This is a genomic window from Streptomyces sp. Alt3 (assembly GCF_030719215.1).
Lineage (GTDB): Bacteria > Actinomycetota > Actinomycetes > Streptomycetales > Streptomycetaceae > Streptomyces > Streptomyces glycanivorans.
This window is the reverse complement of sequence record NZ_CP120983.1, coordinates 4,821,674-4,836,395: the sequence shown is the minus strand read 5'-3', so window position 1 is coordinate 4,836,395 and position 14,722 is coordinate 4,821,674. Positions and strand designations below refer to the sequence as shown.

At 70.0% G+C, this 14,722-nt stretch carries 10 protein-coding genes, 1 pseudogene and 1 riboswitch; of the genes and pseudogenes, 3 read left to right on the top strand and 8 right to left on the bottom strand.

What is annotated here, in order from left to right:
- Positions 1-53 precede the first annotated feature (53 nt).
- The gene (locus tag P8A20_RS21405; RefSeq protein ID WP_306104053.1) at positions 54-1,787 is read right to left on the bottom strand and encodes an ABC transporter substrate-binding protein; all 1,734 of its coding nucleotides are present in this window, start codon (positions 1,785-1,787) and stop codon (positions 54-56) included.
- Positions 1,788-2,011: 224 nt separating this feature from the next.
- On the opposite strand from P8A20_RS21405, the gene P8A20_RS21400 reads away from it, so the two are divergent.
- The 3 genes and pseudogenes from P8A20_RS21400 to P8A20_RS21390 all read left to right on the top strand — a co-directional run bounded on the left by P8A20_RS21400 (position 2,012) and on the right by P8A20_RS21390 (position 6,565).
- Entirely contained in the window at positions 2,012-3,031 is a 1,020-nt protein-coding gene (locus P8A20_RS21400) for a LacI family DNA-binding transcriptional regulator (RefSeq protein WP_147963787.1), read from the top strand.
- 171 nt (positions 3,032-3,202) lie between these two features.
- On the top strand, positions 3,203-3,970 hold the full coding sequence (locus P8A20_RS21395) for an ABC transporter ATP-binding protein (protein WP_015577481.1): 768 nt from the start codon (positions 3,203-3,205) through the stop codon (positions 3,968-3,970).
- A gap of 58 nt (positions 3,971-4,028) precedes the next feature.
- Positions 4,029-6,565: pseudogene (locus tag P8A20_RS21390) on the top strand (ABC transporter permease).
- A 54-nt stretch (positions 6,566-6,619) separates the two neighbouring features.
- Here P8A20_RS21390 and P8A20_RS21385 read toward each other — a convergent pair.
- The 7 genes from P8A20_RS21385 to P8A20_RS21355 all read right to left on the bottom strand — a co-directional run bounded on the left by P8A20_RS21385 (position 6,620) and on the right by P8A20_RS21355 (position 14,527).
- On the bottom strand, positions 6,620-7,924 hold the full coding sequence (locus P8A20_RS21385) for a class I SAM-dependent methyltransferase (protein ID WP_147963789.1): 1,305 nt from the start codon (positions 7,922-7,924) through the stop codon (positions 6,620-6,622).
- Positions 7,925-8,195: 271 nt separating this feature from the next.
- Positions 8,196-9,599, bottom strand: a complete 1,404-nt coding sequence (locus tag P8A20_RS21380; RefSeq protein ID WP_147963790.1) for an NAD(P)/FAD-dependent oxidoreductase — start codon at positions 9,597-9,599, stop codon at positions 8,196-8,198.
- A 448-nt stretch (positions 9,600-10,047) separates the two neighbouring features.
- Positions 10,048-10,989 (bottom strand): Ppx/GppA phosphatase family protein, encoded by a 942-nt coding sequence (locus P8A20_RS21375; RefSeq protein ID WP_147963791.1) that lies wholly within the window; start codon positions 10,987-10,989, stop codon positions 10,048-10,050.
- Between the two features lie 34 nt (positions 10,990-11,023).
- On the bottom strand, positions 11,024-11,566 hold the full coding sequence (locus tag P8A20_RS21370) for a DUF501 domain-containing protein (RefSeq protein WP_147964145.1): 543 nt from the start codon (positions 11,564-11,566) through the stop codon (positions 11,024-11,026).
- An 88-nt stretch (positions 11,567-11,654) separates the two neighbouring features.
- A complete protein-coding gene (locus P8A20_RS21365) occupies positions 11,655-12,125 on the bottom strand; it encodes an FtsB family cell division protein (protein ID WP_147963792.1) in 471 nt (156 codons plus the stop codon).
- Positions 12,126-12,219: 94 nt separating this feature from the next.
- Positions 12,220-13,506: a phosphopyruvate hydratase gene (eno, locus tag P8A20_RS21360; protein WP_147963793.1), complete on the bottom strand. Its 1,287-nt coding sequence runs from the start codon at positions 13,504-13,506 to the stop codon at positions 12,220-12,222.
- Positions 13,507-13,834: 328 nt separating this feature from the next.
- Positions 13,835-14,527 carry a LysM peptidoglycan-binding domain-containing protein gene (locus P8A20_RS21355; RefSeq protein ID WP_147963794.1) on the bottom strand — a complete coding sequence of 231 codons (693 nt, stop codon included), beginning with the start codon at positions 14,525-14,527 and terminating at the stop codon, positions 13,835-13,837.
- A riboswitch (cyclic di-AMP (ydaO/yuaA leader) is annotated at positions 14,528-14,701 on the bottom strand.
- Between the last annotated feature and the right edge of the window lie 21 nt (positions 14,702-14,722).

Below are 14,722 nucleotides of genomic sequence, written 5' to 3'. Positions count from 1 at the left end.
CGCGCACGGTCAGGTGGCGCGCGCACGGCGGGGCGGTCATGGAGTCGGCGACGTCACTTGGCGGGCTTCAGCTGCGTGAGCGTCTCGAAGCCGCCCATCTCCAGCCAGTTGCGCCACAGGGCCGGCGCGGTCTTCGGTGCTCCGGCGGCGTCCGACGGCCAGTTCTTCCAGGTTCCCGTGGTGGACTGCGACCACAGGCCGTTGTACCAGAGCGGGATGATGGGCATCTCGGTCAGCTGGATGTCCTGGATCTTCGACACTGCGGCCTTCATGCCCGCGGTGTCGTCGGTCTTCACCCCTCCGAGCGCCTGCACCAGCTTCCAGGCCTCCTCGTTCTCGTACCGTCCGAAGTTCACCGTGTTCTGCTGCTTCTGGACCGGCATCTGGAAGATGTAGTCGTAGTACGTCCAGGGGGTGTTCGACAGCTGGCGCTCGTTGTTGATGACGAGGTCGAAGTCCCCCTTGCCACGCTGCTCGTTGAGGGCGTTCTGGTCGGGGAACTCGGTGGTGACCTTGATGCCCGCGTCCTCGGCACCGGCGGCGATGACCTTGGCCGCCTCCATCCAGTCGGTCCAGCCCGAGGGCACGGCCAGCTTCAGGCTGAGGGCGGACCCGTCCTTGTTCTCGACGAAGCCGTCGCCGTCCTCGTCCTTGTAGCCGGCGTCCGCGAGCTCCTTCTTCGCCGCGGCGGCGTCGTGCGTGAAGCCCTTCTCCGCGATGAGGGCCTTGTCCTCGAACTGCTCCCACTGCGGCAGCAGACCGGTCGGGGAGGCCGGCTTGACCAGGTCGCCGTAGACACCCTTGACGATCTTCCCGGTGTCGACGGACGCGGCGAGCGCCCTGCGGAAGGCGGCGTCGTCCATCGGCTTCCTGGTGGTGTTGGGCACCAGCCAGGCGGTGTTGGCGGAGAGCATGTACGGGGCCTCGTCGTAGTACGACACGACCTTCTTGCTCTTGACCAGCGAGGAGGCGCCGGGCAGGAAGTTGTTGCTGAGGTCGAGCTGCCCCTGGCCGAGCTGGCCGATGACCACCTCGTTGCTCGGGTTGGAGACGTCGACGATGTAACGCGGGGCCGGCGTCATGCTCAACGCCTTCGTGCCCCACCAGTCGTCGCGCCGCTCCCACACGACCCGGTCCTGGGTCTTGCTCTTCAGCTTGTACGCCCCGGTCCCGACCGGCTTGTCGTTGACGCCGTTGAGGATGTCCTCGTCGGTGCGCGAGCCCCAGACGTGCTCGGGGACGATCGGCTGGCCGTAGAGGGTGTAGTCCCACTCCTGGTAGCGGGCCTCCTTGAAGGTGAAGCGGACCGTGGTGTCGTCCACCGCCTTCGCGTCGGACAGCCAGCTCCACAGCGAGTGGAAGGCGGACGCCTCGATCTTGCCCAGGCCGTAGGAGTACGCCACGTCCTTCGCGGTGAGCGGCTTGCCGTCGGCCCAGGTGATCCCCTGGCGCAGCTTCACCTCGTACGTCTTGTCCCCGGTCCAGCTGCCCGACTCGGCGAGCCAGGGCGTCAGCTCGCCCTCGTTCGGGTCGAAGTGGAACAGGGTCTCGTAGACCAGTCCCTTGGTGCCGGTCGCGTGGTCCCAGTTGCGCAGCGGGTTGTAGTTGGCCGGAGGCCCCCACTGGGTGCCGGTCGTGTAGAGCGTCTCGTTGCGCGGCAGAGAGCCGCCCTTGCCGGCCGGGCCGCCGGTGCCGCCCGTCCCGGAGCCGCCCCCCGTGCACGCGGTCGCGGCGAGTGTGAACACGGCGAGTGCGGTGGTGACCCGCAGCCGGGTACGCGTACCCATAGCCCCTCCTTTTTCCCCGCGCCGTCCCTGCCGAGCGGAGTTACTGAACCGGGTAAGTGCCGTGAAGGTATGGGCGTCCCGAAGTCGTGTCAATAGAGCGGGAGCGCTCCCATTCCAGTTTTTCCAGGGAATTCCGAAGAGGTCTGGACCGCCCGGAGGAAGACAGAGGTCAGGGACCTGCGGCTAGGATGCGCCTTGAACACGAACCGGTTAAGCGAGGTCCCATGTCCAAGCACCGCCCCACGATCGCCGACATCGCGCGCCGCGCCGGGGTATCGAAGGTCGCGGTGTCGTACGCCCTGAACGACCGCCCGGGCGTCTCCCCCGCGACCCGCGCCTCCATCAAGGCCATCGCGCAGGAGATCGGCTGGCGCCCCAACAGCGCCGCCCGCGCCCTCACCCGTGCCCGCGCCGACACCGTGGGCCTCGCACTGTCCCGCCCGGCCAGGATGCTCGGCGTGGAGCCGTTCTTCATGGAGCTGATCAGCGGCATCGAGACCGAACTCTCCACCCGGGGCTGCGCACTGCTCCTCCAGGTCGTCGCCGACCCCGCGCAGGAGCTGGAGATGTACCGCCGCTGGTGGGGCGAGGGCCGCGTGGACGGGGTGTTCCTCGCCGACGTGCGCTCCCCGGATCCGCGGATCGGGGGCATCGCCGAGCTGGGCATGCCAGCCGTCGTGATCGGCCACCCCTCGGCGGCCGGGCCCCTCACCCCCGTGTGGTCGGACGACTCCGCGGCCCTGCGGGACACCCTGACGTATCTGTCCGCGCTCGGTCACCGCTCCGTCGCCCGGGTCGCCGGACTGCCCGAACTGGCCCACACCCGGCTGCGCGACAGCGCCCAGCGCGAGATCAGCGCCGAACTCGGACTGGACGAGCCGGTGGTGGTGCACACCGACTACTCCGGCGAGGAGGGCGCGCACGCCACCCGGCGGCTGATCAGCTCCGCCTCACGGCCGACCGCCGTCATCTACGACAACGACATCATGGCCGTCGCCGGGCTCTCCGTCGCCCAGGAGATGGGCCTGGACGTGCCCGCCGACCTGTCTCTCGTCGCCTGGGACGACTCCCAGCTCTCCCGCGTCGTGCGTCCCCCGCTGACCGCTCTGAGCAGGGACATCCCCGCCTACGGCACCCACGCTGCCCGCACCCTGCTGGCGATGGTCGCCGGCGGCTCGGCCCCGGGGTTCGAGGACGCCGCGGCCCGCCTGGTCCCCCGCGGATCCACCGCCCCGCCCCGCTGAGGGACCAGGACACTCAGGGTCGGTCTCCTACCTCAGGTGTACGCCGACGCCCGGCGGGTGCGACTCAAGAGGGCCCCGGGAACGGGCACGAGGGCTGACGACCCGGCCCGGGTCCGGAGGCGAGGATGAGGGGGTCCCCGCGAACCTCACGTCCGAACCTGGAGTACCCCTGTGACCACCACCACCGTTCACCGCACCACCGCGGTCGCCGCCCGCGCCACGGAGCTGTCGAAGGTCTACGGCCAGGGTGAGACCCAGGTCGTCGCCCTCGACCGGGTGACCGTGGACTTCCCGCAGGGCGAATTCACCGCGATCATGGGCCCGTCGGGTTCCGGCAAGTCCACGCTGATGCACTGCGTGGCCGGTCTCGACAGCTTCAGCAGCGGCTCCGTGCGCATCGGCGAGACGGAACTGGGGACGCTGAAGGACAAGCAGCTCACCCAGCTGCGCCGGGACAAGATCGGCTTCATCTTCCAGGCCTTCAACCTGCTCCCCACGCTGACCGCGCTGGAGAACATCACCCTGCCGATGGACATCGCGGGCCGTAAGCCCGACGCCGCCTGGCTGCAGAAGGTCATCGACATGGTGGGCCTCTCGGAGCGGCTGAAGCACCGCCCCACGGAGCTCTCGGGCGGCCAGCAGCAGCGCGTCGCGGTGGCCCGCGCCCTGGCCTCGCAGCCCGAGATCATCTTCGGTGACGAGCCCACCGGTAACCTCGACTCCCGCTCCGGCGCCGAGGTCCTCGGCTTCCTGCGCAACTCGGTGCGCGAGCTCGGCCAGACCGTGGTGATGGTGACCCACGACCCGGTGGCAGCCTCCTACGCGGACCGCGTGGTCTTCCTCGCGGACGGCGCGGTCGTCGACCAGATGCTGAACCCGACCGCCGACGGTGTCCTCGACCGGATGAAGGCTTTCGACGCGAAGGGCCGCACCAGCTGACGCGGCGAGGCCGCCGCTCCCCTCCCCCCTTCCGGAACCCATCCCAGGACACACAGACATGTTCCGTACCGCCCTGCGCAATGTGCTCGCGCACAAGGCCAGGCTGCTGATGACCGTGCTCGCCGTCATGCTCGGCGTAGCCTTCGTCTCCGGCACCCTCGTCTTCACCGACACCCTCGGCAACGCCTTCCGCAACCAGTCGGCCAAGAGCTACGACGACGTCGCCGTCGCCGTCAAGACCTGGGCCCAGCGCGGCGACGACCAGGCAGACGGCATCGACGAGGCGACCCTCAAGAAGATCCAGGACCTCGACGGGGTGGCCGGGGCCACCGGGCGCGTCTCCGGGTTCGCCGGCGTCGCCGACACCGGCGGCAAGCTCATCGGCGACGGCTGGTCCAACACCGGCTCCAACTTCTCCCCCGGGGCCGGCGGCAAGGACGCCCAGTACACGTTCACCGACGGCACGGGGCCGATGGAGTCCGGCCAGGTCGCACTCGACAAGGAGACCGCCGCCAAGGGCGAGTACCGCGTCGGCAAGCCGGTGCGGGTCGCCACGAACGGGCCGGTGAAGGAGTACACCCTCTCCGGGATCTTCACCACCGAGGACGGAGCGGTGAACGCGGGCGGCAGCCTGGTCCTCTTCGACACCGAGGTCGCCCAGCAGCTGTACCTGCGGCCCGGCGAGTTCAGCGACGTCACCGTGGCCGCCACGGCGGGCACGTCCGACCAGAAGCTCCTGGACGCCGTGAAGCCCCTCATCCCGGAGACCGCCGAGGCCACGACGGGCGCGGACCTGGCGGACGAGGAGGCCAGGATGACCGAGTCCGGTCTCAAGAGCCTCAACGCGATGCTGCTGGCCTTCGCGGCCATCGCACTCTTCGTCGGCGTGTTCCTGATCGCCAACACCTTCACCATGCTGATCGCCCAGCGCACCAAGGAACTCGCCCTGATGCGCGCCGTCGGCGCCTCCCGCCGGCAGGTCAAGCGGGCCATCCTGCTCGAAGCGGGTGTGGTCGGCGTGGTCGCCTCGGTGATCGGCTTCGCCCTCGGCGTCGCGCTCGCGGTGGGACTGCGCTCCGCGATGGGCGCGTTCGGCGGGAAGATCCCGGCCGGTCCGCTGGTCGTCTCCCCCACCGCGGTCGTCTCCGCGTTCGCCGTCGGCGTGCTGATCACCGTGTTCGCCGCCTGGCTGCCCGCCCGCCGGGCCGCCAAGATCCCGCCGGTGGCGGCGATGAGCAGCGTGCACGCGGTGGCCACCACCAAGTCGCTGGTCGTACGGAACTCCTTCGGCGCCGTGCTCACCCTCCTCGGTTCCGCCCTGATCGTGGCCGGTGCCGCCCAGGGTGACGAGAACGGCCGGTGGCTCCTCGGCGGCGGTGCCTTCCTCGCCCTCGTCGGTGTCATCGTGCTCATCCCGCTGCTCTCCCGTCCGGTGATCGCCCTGGCGCGACCGCTGCTGCGGAAGCTCTTCGGGGTCTCCGGCAAGCTGGCCGCGCAGAACGCGGTCCGCAATCCGCGCCGCACCGGGGCGACCGCGTCTGCCCTGGCGATCGGACTCACCCTGGTCACCGGCATCTCCGTGCTCGGCGTCACGCTCGGCCAGGCCATCGACAAGATGACGACGGACAACATCCGGGCCGACTACATGGTCTCGATGGCCAGTGGGGACTCGCTCGACGAGTCGGCCCTCACCGCCCTGCGCAAGGCCGACGGTGTCGCGGCGGCCTCCCCCAGCGGTCCGTCTGGCTCACCGTCGGCGCCGAGGACGAGGCGGGCGTCTCGGCCTCCGGCGTCACCCCGGGCGACGTCGAGAAGGTCTTCGACCTGAAGACGGTCTCCGGTTCGCTGTCCTCGCTGAAGGACGGTGAGATCGCCGTCGACCGCAAGACCGCGAAGTCGCACGGCTGGAAGACCGGCGACAGCGTCCCCGTGACGTTCCAGGACGAGAAGAAGGAGACCCTGAAGGTCGGGGCGCTCTACGAGGGCAACGAGTTCCTCTCCCCGGTCCTCATCTCCGAGACCGTCGTCACCCCGCACGAGAGCGCCGCCGACATCCGCGAGGTCTGGCTGACCATGGAAGGCGGCCAGAGCGACGCCAACGAGGCGGCCGTGGTCAAGGCGCTCGGCGACAACCCCGCGATGAGCATCATGGACCGCCAGGGCATCCGGGACATGTTCGGCGGGTTCATCAACACCGCGCTGAACATCATGTACGGGCTGCTGGCGATGGCCCTGGTGATCGCCGTCCTCGGAGTGGTCAACACGCTGGCCATGTCGGTCTTCGAACGACAGCAGGAGATCGGCATGCTGAGGGCGATCGGCCTCGACCGGCGCAGGGTCAAGCGCATGATCCGGCTGGAGGCCGTCGTGATCTCGGTCTTCGGAGCGGTGGTCGGAGTCGCTCTCGGTACGTTCATCGGCTGGGCGATCGGGAAGAGCCTGTCCGCCGACATCCCCGGCTACGCCCTGGTCATCCCGTGGGACCGGCTCGCGATCTTCCTGGTGCTGGCAGGACTCGTGGGCGTGCTGGCCTCGCTGTGGCCGGCCCGCAGCGGCGCGAAGCTGAACATGCTGACCGCGATCAAGACGGAGTAACCGCACGAGGGAAGGGCCGGCACCCGCGGGTGCCGGCCCTTCCGCGTTCCCGGGTCAGCCGTTCGCCGACGCCGTCCAGTCACGGGCCCGCAGCGGCATTCCGGCCGCTCCGCCCTCCCGCGGGCGCACCGCGAGGATCTGGTTGACGCCGATCTTGTTGTGCTCGAAGGAGAGCGCGGAGGCGGCCATGTAGAGCCGCCACACCCGGGCCCGGCCCGGCGAGGTGGCCCGGACGGCCTCCTTCCAGTGCTTCTCCAGATTGGCCACCCACTGACGCAGGGTCAGCGCGTAGTGCTCGCGGATCGCCTCGACGTCCCGGGCCTCGAAGCCGGCCTCCTCCAGGGTGGTGACGGTGCGGCCCACCGGGGCGAGTTCACCGTCGGGGAAGACGTAGGCGTCGATGAAGTCGTCGACGTGGTAGGCCGACTCGTCCCTCTCCGGGCGGCGGGCGATCTGGTGGTTGAGCAGCCGGCCGCCGGGCCGGAGGAGTGCGTAGAGGTCGTCGGCGTACTCACGGAAGCGGATCGACCCCACGTGCTCGGCCATGCCGATCGAGGAGATGGCGTCGTAGGGGCCGTCCCTGACGTCCCGGTAGTCCTGGACCCGGATCTCGATCCGGTCGGTGAGGCCCTCCTCGGCGATGCGCTTGCGGGCGAAGGCGGCCTGTTCGGTGGAGAGGGTCACCCCGGTGACCCGGGCTCCGTACTCGCGGGCCGCGTGGATCGCCATCGAGCCCCAGCCGCAGCCGACGTCGAGGAGGCGGTCGCCCTCCTTCAGGGCCAGCTTGCGGCAGACGAGGTCGAGCTTGTCGCGCTGGGCGTCCTCGAGCGTGGAGCCGTCCTGCCAGTAGGCGCAGGAGTAGACCATGGACGGGCCGAGGACCATCGCGTAGAAGTCGTTGCCCACGTCGTAGTGGTGGCTGATGGCTTCCTTGTCGCGGCGTCTGGTGTGCAGCGTCCCGGCCCGGCGGCGGATCTCCTCGGCGGGCGGGGGCGGCGGCGGCCAGGGGCCGGCCAGCTCGACGAGGCCGCGGCCGAACGCGCGCACCTTCGGGTCTCGGAGCGGGTGGACGCTGTCCTTCGCGTCGGCGCCGCGCTCCCAGAGCAGGGAGGCCATGGCGTCCAGGACCGCGTACAGGTCGCCGTCGACGTCGATCTCCCCGGCCACCCAGGCGCGGGCCAGGCCCAGTTCGCCGGGCTTCCAGAGCAGCCGGCGCAGGGCACGGCGGTGGCGCAGGACGAGGGTGGGGGCACCCGGCGGCCCGGATTCGCTGCCGTCCCAGGCCCGGATCCGGACCGGCAGGGGCTCTCCCAGCAACTCTTCGGCAAGAGCGGTCAGCCGCGACGCGGCGTCGGCCATGGTGCACACCTCCGTGGTGGTGTTTCCGAATGTGCCTAAATTCGCATATACGCATCCGAACCGGGCCGCGACACCTCGGGGCCGCGGCGAGGTACACAGGCGTCAACGCCGCCCGGCACCCGCGCCATCCCGTTCCACGGCAACGGAACGGCAAAATACCTGCACTGGCCATCTAGTTGACGGTGCGCAGAGGGGCCACGGAGCGCCGGGAACGCCGAAGGGGCCGTCCGCACCACGGATGGCGGACGACCCCTTCGGTTACGTACAGGCGCTAGGAGGCCTTGGCCTTCTCGCCGGCCTTGTCCTTGTCGCCGTCGGCCTTGGCCGCGACGGGCGCGGGGCTCGGCTTGGCGGCCTCGTAGAACTCCTCGCGGGGAGTCTCCATGGCGCCGAGCGAGACGACCTCGCGCTTCAGGAACATCGCCAGCGTCCAGTCCGCGAAGATCCGGATCTTGCGGTTCCAGGTCGGCATGGCCATGCCGTGGTAGCCACGGTGCATGTACCAGGCGAGACGGCCCTTGACCTTGATCTTCACCTTGCCCATGACGATCATCGCGACGCCCTTGTGCAGGCCGAGCCCGGCGACCGCACCCTTGTTGGCGTGGCTGTACTCCTTCTGCGGGAAGCCCCGCATGCCGGAGATGACGTTGTCACCGAGGACCTTGGCCTGACGCAGCGCGTGCTGGGCGTTCGGCGGGCACCAGGCGTTCGGGTTGCCCGCGCGGCGGCCGACCATGTCCGGGACCTGGGCGTTGTCGCCCGCGGACCAGATGTAGTCGGTGCCCTGCACCTGGAGCTTCTCGGACGTGTCCACGTGACCGCGGGGGCCGAGCGGCAGGCCGAAGCGCGCCAGCGCCGGGTTCGGCTTCACGCCGGCCGTCCACACGATCGTGCTGGAGTCGACCTCGAGGCCGTTCTTCAGGACGACGTGACCGTCGACGCAGGAGTCCATGGAGGTCGAGAGGTAGACCTCGACACCACGGCTCTCCAGGTGCTCCTTGCCGTACGCGCCCAGCTTCGGGCCGACCTCGGGAAGGATCTTGTCGGCGGCGTCGACCAGGATGAAGCGCATGTCCTCGCGCTTCACGCTCGTGTAGTACTTGGCCGCGTCGCGCGCCATGTCCTCGACCTCGCCGATGGTCTCCGCGCCGGCGAAGCCGCCACCCACGAAGACGAACGTCAGCGCCTTGCGGCGGACGTCCTCATCGGTCGTCGAGTCGGCCTTGTCCAGCTGCTCGAGGACGTGGTTGCGCAGACCGATGGCCTCCTCGATGCCCTTCATGCCGATGCCCTGCTCGGCGAGGCCGGGGATCGGGAAGGTACGGGAGACCGCGCCCATCGCGATGACCAGGTAGTCGAAGGGCAGCTCGTAGGCCTCGCCGACGAGCGGCGCGACCGTGGCGACCTTGCGGTCCTGATCGATGGTCGTGACACGGCCGGTGAGAACCTCGGCCTTCGGCAGTACGCGTCGCAGCGGGACGACGACGTGCCGAGGCGAGATGCTGCCGGCAGCAGCTTCGGGGAGGAAGGGCTGGTACGTCATGTACGAGCGCGGGTCGACGACCGTGACGGTCGCCTCTCCATACCGCATCTTCTTCAGAATGCGACGAGCTGCGTACAGGCCTACGTACCCACCGCCTACAACGAGGATCCTGGGACGCTCCGTGGTGCTCATGCCATCGAGTATCCACCCCCCTCGGGGGGCACGCTCGTGAGCCCCTTCACAAGGTATGGGCCACCCTCTGCTACACTTCGCCGCCCACGTGACCCAGGTCATGGTGCGGGTGGGGAACCAGGACGCTCCGGCGAACGTTGTTCACCACTTGTGAGCTGGCCCTGGAGCCACCGACGGGGATGAACCACCCGCCCGGGACACGTCCCGGCCACACCCCCGAAACGTCCGCGCAGCGTCCGCGTGCCGGCCCCGGGCCGCCCGGACAGCCCCCCGGAGGAAGAACTTCGCCCAGTAGGGCCGAATTCCTTGTGAAGAAGTTCACGAACTTCGTCGCGGCGCCTTGCGAAAGGCCTCCCCGGACGGGTCCGGGGAGGCCTTTCGCAAGCTCAGAAGTGCAGGCCGGAATGCGTTTGAGCAGCAGCTCACCGCGTCCGCACCACCCCTGTGATCAGGCTGCCGACCAGGCGATCCCGTCGAGGATGTCGTGCTCACTGACGACGACCTCACGGGCACCGGTCCGCTCCATCACGGCGAGCAGGACGAGGGCGCCCGAGGCGATCACGTCGACCCGGCCCGGGTGCATCGCCGGGATCGCCGCGCGTTCCTCGTGCGTCGAGGCCAGCAGCCTCTCCGTGATCTCCCGGACGCGCTCGACGGAGACCCGGGAGTGGTGGATCGCCTCGGAGTCGTACTCCTCCAGCCCGAGCGCCATCGCGGCGACGGTGGTGACCGTCCCCGCCAGGCCGACGAGCGTCGCCGCGGAGGAGATCGGCACGGTCTCCTCCGCCAGGTCCAGAGCGGCGTCGACGTCCGCGCGGATCGCGGCGATCCGGTCGGGCGTCGGGGGGTCCACCACGGTCCCGTCCACGACGAGATGACGCTCGGTCATGCGTACGCAGCCGATGTCCACGGACCTGGCGGCACGGACACGGTCGTCGCCCACCACGAACTCCGTGGAGCCGCCGCCGATGTCCACGACGAGGTACGGCTTCTCCAGGTGGTCACCGCCAACCAGTTCCTTGGTGGCACCGTCGAAGGACAGCTGCGCCTCCCGGTCGCCCGTGACGACCTCGGGCTCGACACCCAGGATCTCCAGGACACCGCGGACGAACGTGTCGCTGTTCTCCGCGTCCCGGGAGGCGGACGTGGCGACGAACCGGATCCGCTCGGCACCGAGCTCCTTGATCGCGGCCGCGTAGTCACGGCAGGCGTCGAGGGTGCGCTCCAGCGCCTCGGGGGCCAGCCGGCCGGTGCGGTCGACACCCTGGCCGAGCCGGACGATCCGCATCCGGCGGTCGAGCTCGGTGAAGTCTCCGGTGGCGGGGTCCACGTCCGCCACGAGCAGGCGGATGGAGTTGGTACCGCAGTCGATGGCGGCAACGCGGGTCATGGGGCTCCTGTGGTTGTACGGGTACCGCGGAGGGTCAGGACGCGTCGGAGCCGGCTGCGGGGGAGCACGGCGTGACGCACGGGCCCTTCGCCCACCACTCCGGCAGCATCGCGATCGCCTCGTCGCCCAGCGGGTTCACCCCGGGGCCCGCCACCAGAGAGTGGCCGACCAGGACGTGCAGGCACTTCACACGGTCCGGCATTCCGCCGGCGCTCGGGAAACCCTCCAGCACCTCGATGGCGTCACGGCGGGCGATGTAGTCCTCGTGCGCGGCGCGGTAGGCGGCGGCCAGCTCGGGGTCCGTCGCCAGGCGCTCGGTCATCTCCTTCATGACCCCGTTGGCCTCCAGCGTGCCGATCGCCGAAGCGGCGCGCGGGCAGGTCAGGTAGTACGTCGTCGGGAACGGCGTGCCGTCCTCCAGACGGGGCTGCGTCTCGACCACGTCCGGGTTGCCGCACGGGCAGCGGTGCGCGATGGCGCGCAGCCCACGCGGCGGCCGGCCGAGCTGGAGCTCGAACGCGGCGATGTCCGCGGCGGTGGGCGTGGTGGATTCGGTCTGCGGAGGGGGCGTGTCCATGCCTGCCTTGAATGTCATCGGTCGGACTGTATGAATCGGTGCGGGGACGGGGCACGGCGCGTGCCCACGGTCCCGTAACGGTGCGGGGTCATTCCCGGTCGGCGCTGTCGACGCCGTCCCAGAGGTTCGAGTGCCAGGGCCGCCCCGTCGCCCCCGGCTCGCCCCGGCGCACGTCGGCCGCGTCCGGGTCGACCACCGTGTAGCCGGTCTCCCCGGGCAGCACGTAGTGCAGGTGCTGGCGCGCGAGGCGGCGGACGTACGCGTCGTCCTTGAGCCGCGCCTTCTCGTCACGCAGCTCCTCGGTCCGCCGGTGGGCCTCCTGCGAGAGCCTCTCCTGTTCGGCGATCTGGTCGCGCTGGGAGATGTACTGCCGCATGGGGTACGCGAGGGCGACCACCAGCGAGCAGACGATCAGCGCGAGGAACGCGGCCCGGCCGGTGAGCCGGGAGCGCCGGGCCTGGCGGCGGTTCTGGGACCGGTAGACGCGGGCCGCCGTCTGCTCCCCCAGCAGCCGCAGCCTGGTCGCGGTGGAGAACCGGTCGCGGTCCTTCCCGGCCATGTCTCACGCCTCCCCGTTACGCACGTCCGTCCCCGCACACGGTACGGGACCGGATGCGGGGACGGACGGAGGCTGGTGCTCCGGACTCGGGCTGTCAGCCCTCGTAGCGGAACCGCGGGAACGCCGAACGCCCGGCGTAGACCGCGGCGTCGTCGAGGATCTCCTCGATGCGCAGCAGCTGGTTGTACTTGGCGACGCGGTCCGAGCGGGCCGGGGCGCCGGTCTTGATCTGGCCACAGTTCACGGCGACGGCGAGGTCGGCGATGGTGACGTCCTCGGTCTCACCGGAGCGGTGGGACATCATGCACTTGAAGCCGTTGCGCTGGGCCAGCTCGACGGCGTCGAGGGTCTCGGTCAGCGAACCGATCTGGTTGACCTTGACGAGCAGGGCGTTGGCCGAGCCCTCCTCGATACCGCGGGCGAGGCGCTCGGGGTTGGTGACGAACAGGTCGTCACCGACGATCTGCACCTTGGAGCCGAGCTTGTCGGTGATGACCTTCCAGCCCGCCCAGTCGTCCTCGTACAGCGGGTCCTCGATGGAGACCAGCGGGTACGCGGAGACGAGCTCCTCGTAGTACTCCGTCATCTCGGCGGCCGAACGGGACTTGCCCTCGAACTCGTAGACGCCGTCCTTGTAGAACTCGGACGCGGCGACGTCGAGCGCGAGCGCGATGTCGCGGCCCGGGACGTAACCGGCCTCCTTGACGGCCTCGAGGATGAGGTCGAGGGCGGCGCGGTTCGACTCGAGGTTGGGGGCGAAGCCGCCCTCGTCACCGAGACCGGTGGACAGGCCCTTGGTCTTCAGGACCTTCTTCAGCGTGTGGTAGATCTCCGCGCCCCAGCGAAGGGCCTCGGAGAAGGACTCGGCGCCGATCGGCGCGATCATGAACTCCTGGATGTCCACGTTGGAGTCGGCGTGCGAGCCGCCGTTCAGGATGTTCATCATCGGAACGGGCAGCAGGTGCGCGTTCGGGCCGCCGAGGTAGCGGAACAGCGGGAGGTCGGAGGCCTCGGACGCGGCGTGCGCCACGGCCAGCGAGACACCGAGGATGGCGTTGGCGCCGAGGGAGCCCTTGTTCTCGGTGGCGTCCAGGTCGAACATCGCCTGGTCGATGAGGCGCTGCTCGGTGGCGTCGTAGCCGACGAGCTCCGGGCCGATCTGCTCGATCACGGCGAGGACGGCCTTCTCGACGCCCTTGCCCTGGTAGCGGTTGGGGTCACCGTCGCGAAGCTCAATGGCCTCGAACGCGCCGGTGGAGGCGCCGGACGGAACAGCAGCACGTCCCGTGCTGCCGTCGTCGAGGCCAACCTCGACCTCGACCGTGGGGTTACCCCGGGAGTCGAGGATTTCCCTGGCTACGACGACGTCGATGGACGGCACGAGGCATCTCCTTCTGGGATCTGACACTGGTTGGGCAGGGTCACTGTGGCCTTGCGCCACGAGCCTAACCGTCTCGGCCCGCTGCGTCGGCCGCCAGCCCGTCCCCTGGGACGAAAAAGGACCCAAGGACCTGCATAACGGGCAAAGCTCCAGAATTCTACTGGCAAGTAACCACAAGAATTGAACGCCGGCCCCCCGGGGCGGGCAGGCGGCCGCGCACGGATCACGCCCACCGAGGGGCCCTGACACGGCCACGGCCCGGCGCGCGGGGGGTATGCGCGCCGGGCCGGGCCGCCGGGGCAGGAGGGGGACCCCGGGCCGTTTCCGACTACTTCAGGTGGAGCTGCTGACCCGGGAAGATCAGGTTCGCGTCGTCGACGATGTCGTCGTTCAGCTTGAAGAGCTTCTCCCAGCCACCCTTGACCTTCTTCGCGTCGGCGATCTTGCTCAGGGTGTCGCCGGCCTTCACCTTGTACTCGCCGTCACCCTTCTCGACCTTCTGGCCGGTCGGGGTGGTGACGGTCTTCTCGGGAGCCGTGCGCTTCTCGCTGCGCGTGGTGGGCTGCTCGGCCTTGCGCTCCGGCGCGGCCTGCGGGTCCGTGTCGCCGTTCTTCGCGGAGCCGGTGTCGACGCCCGGGTCCACACCGTCGTTCGTCAGGCCGCCGGCACCGGCGCAGGCCCAGGCACCCGGGCCCTGCAGGTCGAGGAGCTTCTCGGCGGCGGCTATCTGCTGGCCCTTGGTGGCCAGGTCGGCGCGGGCGGCGTACTGCGTACCGCCGGCCGCGGCCCAGCTGGACTGCGAGAACTGCAGACCGCCGTAGTAGCCGTTGCCCGTGTTGATGGACCAGTTGCCACCGGACTCGCACTGGGCGACGGCGTCCCAGGTGTCGACGGAGGCGGCGGAGGCACCGGTCGCGCCCATCAGCGGGACCGCGACGGCGGCACCGGTGACACCGGCCAGGGTCGCGATGCGAACGGCCTTGGACGGGCGACGGTGCTTGCCCTTGCTGGAAAGCAGCATGGTTCTCCTCACCGACGCCTACGAGGTGAGCTGTCGGGTTCGGGCCTGTGAGTTGCCCGGCCACCCGCACTCGCGGACGGCTTCACCCCCAGCCGGTCCCCCGCCCGTCCTCCGACGGCCGGAATGCCGGCACTTACCTGGGTCCCCCGCTCCTGCCTACGGCGCTTTACGCGTCGGTCCCCTTCGGCCGACGGC

Excerpts from the sequence above, each read along its gene's own strand:
- P8A20_RS21405 (WP_306104053.1), bottom strand. The coding sequence starts at position 1,787 with ATGGGTACGCGTACCCGGCTGCGGGTCACCACCGCACTCGCCGTGTTC.
- P8A20_RS21400 (WP_147963787.1), top strand. The coding sequence starts at position 2,012 with ATGTCCAAGCACCGCCCCACGATCGCCGACATCGCGCGCCGCGCCGGG.
- P8A20_RS21385 (WP_147963789.1), bottom strand. The coding sequence starts at position 7,924 with ATGGCCGACGCCGCGTCGCGGCTGACCGCTCTTGCCGAAGAGTTGCTG.
- P8A20_RS21380 (WP_147963790.1), bottom strand. The coding sequence starts at position 9,599 with ATGAGCACCACGGAGCGTCCCAGGATCCTCGTTGTAGGCGGTGGGTAC.
- P8A20_RS21375 (WP_147963791.1), bottom strand. The coding sequence starts at position 10,989 with ATGACCCGCGTTGCCGCCATCGACTGCGGTACCAACTCCATCCGCCTG.
- P8A20_RS21370 (WP_147964145.1), bottom strand. The coding sequence starts at position 11,566 with ATGGACACGCCCCCTCCGCAGACCGAATCCACCACGCCCACCGCCGCG.
- P8A20_RS21365 (WP_147963792.1), bottom strand. The coding sequence starts at position 12,125 with ATGGCCGGGAAGGACCGCGACCGGTTCTCCACCGCGACCAGGCTGCGG.
- P8A20_RS21355 (WP_147963794.1), bottom strand. The coding sequence starts at position 14,527 with ATGCTGCTTTCCAGCAAGGGCAAGCACCGTCGCCCGTCCAAGGCCGTT.